We start from the raw sequence: 2359 nt of genomic DNA, 5'->3' as shown, positions 1-2359 counted from the left end.
CCGCTCCGTGCGGAGCGGGGGCGTCGGCCGGACGTCCTGTGGGCGCGCGGGCGCCCGCGAACGGCTTCGTCAGCCCTTGGCGACCGCGGCGCTCTTCGAGCCCTTGGCCCCCTTGGCGCCCTTGCCGCTGGTGGCGGCCAGGCGGCGGGCGATGGCCTGGTACTTCGGCTCGCGCTCCTTCAGCGTCACCAGCAGCGGCGTGGCCACGCACAGCGACGAGTAGGTGCCGACGATCATGCCGACGAACAGCGCCAGCGACAGGTCCTTCAGCGTCCCGGCGCCGAGCAGCGTGGTGCCGATGAACAGGATCGCCGCCACCGGCAGGATGGCCACCAGCGACGTGTTCAGCGACCGGATCAGCGTGTGGTTGAGCGCGTTGTTGGCAGCCATCGAGTAGGTCTGCTTCGCCGTCGTGCCCAGCTTGGCCGTGACCTCCTTGATCATGTCGAAGACGACGACCGCGTCGTACAGCGAATAACCGAGGATGGTCAGGAAGCCGAGCAGCGTCGCGGGCGTGACCTCGAAGCCCGACCAGGCGTAGACGCCCGCCGTGATGATGAGGTCGTGCAGGAGCGCGACGATGGCGGCCAGCGCCATCTTCGGCTCGAACGCCATCGACAGGTACAGGATGATCGCCAGCATGAAGACGCCCAGGCCGATCCATGCCTTGTTGGACACCTCACCGCCCCAGGACGCGCCGATCGACTGGACGTCGACCTGGGCGACGGGGACGCTGTACTCCTTGGAGACGGCGTTCTGGATCTTGGTGAGGTCGCTCTCCTGCAGCGTCTCGGTCGTGACGCGCCAGCGCTCGCCGGCCGTCTGGACGATCGGCTGGTGCACGCCCTGGTCGAGGAACGTCTCGCGGACCTCCTCGACGCTGGACTGCTGGGCGGCCTTGAAGGAGAAGACCGATCCGCCCTTGAACTCGACACCCAGGTTGAGGCCATTGATGAGCAGCCCGGCGAGGGAGATGATCAGCAGGAAGCCGGACAGGCTGTACCAGAGCTTCCAGCGGCCGACGAAGTCAACGTCGATCTCGCCGCGGTAGAGGCGACGCCCCAGTCCCATGTCAGGCCTCCTGCGGGGTGGTCGTGCGGCCGGCGGAGCCCGCCGTCTCGGCGCTCATGCGTTCGGAGTCGAGGCCGGACAGCGGATGCCCCTTGGCGAAGAACTTGAGCCTGGCCAGCATCGCGATGAACGGCTTCGTGAACAGGAACACCACCACGATGTCGATCAGTGTGGTCAGGCCCATCGCGAAGGCGAACCCGGCCACACCGCCCACGGCCAGCAGATAGAGCACGACCGCGGCGATGAACATGACGGCGTCGGCGATCAGGATCGTGCGGCGGGCGCGGACCCAGGCCACCTCGACGGCCGCGCGCAGCGACCGCCGTCCTTCCTTCATCTCATCACGGATGCGTTCGAAGTACACGATGAAGGAGTCGGCGGTGATGCCGATGGAGACCACCAGGCCGATGATGTGCGGCAGCGACAGCCGGAAGCCGGCGTTGTGGCCGAGCACGACCACGGCCGTGTAGGTGAGGATCGTGGCCACCACGAGGCTGAGCACGGCCACGATGCCGAGGCCGCGGTAGTACAGCAGGCAGTACAGGACCACCAGGGCCAGGCCGATGGTGCCGGCGATGAGGCCGCCCATGAGCTGGTCCTCGCCGAGCGTCGAGGACACGGTCTGGACCTCGCCCTTGTCGAACTTCAGCGGCAGCGCGCCGTACTTGAGCTGGTCGGCCAGCTCGGTGGCGCTCTGCTGGGTGAACTGACCGGTGATCTCGGCACGGCCGCCGGGGATCGGGCCGATGATGTTCGGGGCGGTGATCACGACGCCGTCGAGGACGACGGCGACCTTGTTGCGCGGCTCCTGGGAGTTGTACGCGGCCGAGGTGAGCTTGCTCCACTCGGTGGCGCCCGAGCTCTTGAAGTCGAGCTGGACCAGCCACTGCGTGCTGCCCTGCTGAACGCCGGCGGTGGCGGTGCTGATGTCGGTGCCGACGACCTTGGCCACGTCGAGGACGTACTTGAAGCTGCCGTCGGACTCACAGGCGACCATCTGCTTGGCCGGGTCGTCCTGGACGCCCTGGCCGCGGGTCTTGGCGTCGCTGCAGTCGAGCTTGCCGAACTGGGTCAGGACGTCCTTGTCGATGCCCTGGGTGTTGATCCCGGCGGTGGGATCGTCGGTGACCGGAGCCGACGGGGAGGGCGTCGGGGTCGCCTTGGCGTCCTTCTGCCCCTTCTTGGTCTCCTGCGCCTTGGGGGTCTCCTGCGCCTTCGGCGTCTCCCGCGTCTGCGCGGTGGCCGAGGCCGTCGGGGCGGCCGACGGCGCCGTCAGCGCCGACGACAG

At 68.2% G+C, this 2359-nt stretch carries 2 protein-coding genes; both read right to left on the bottom strand.

Annotated features, from left to right (window positions below):
• Window positions 1-69: 69 nt before the first annotated feature.
• Window positions 70-1071 carry a protein translocase subunit SecF gene (gene secF, locus KME77_RS14795; RefSeq protein WP_219467219.1) on the bottom strand — a complete coding sequence of 334 codons (1002 nt, stop codon included), beginning with the start codon at window positions 1069-1071 and terminating at the stop codon, window positions 70-72.
• Between the two features lies 1 nt (window position 1072).
• Window positions 1073-2359: protein translocase subunit SecD (secD, locus tag KME77_RS14790; protein WP_219467216.1), on the bottom strand; the 1287-nt coding region annotated here is incomplete at its 5' end.

The organism is Nonomuraea rhizosphaerae (assembly GCF_019396405.1).
GTDB lineage: Bacteria > Actinomycetota > Actinomycetes > Streptosporangiales > Streptosporangiaceae > Nonomuraea > Nonomuraea rhizosphaerae.
The sequence above is the reverse complement of the archived record's forward strand: the minus strand, read 5'-3'. Positions and strand labels throughout refer to the sequence as shown.

Coding starts and splice junctions, on each gene's coding strand:
- secF (WP_219467219.1), bottom strand. CDS start 1,071: ATGGGACTGGGGCGTCGCCTCTACCGCGGCGAGATCGACGTTGACTTC.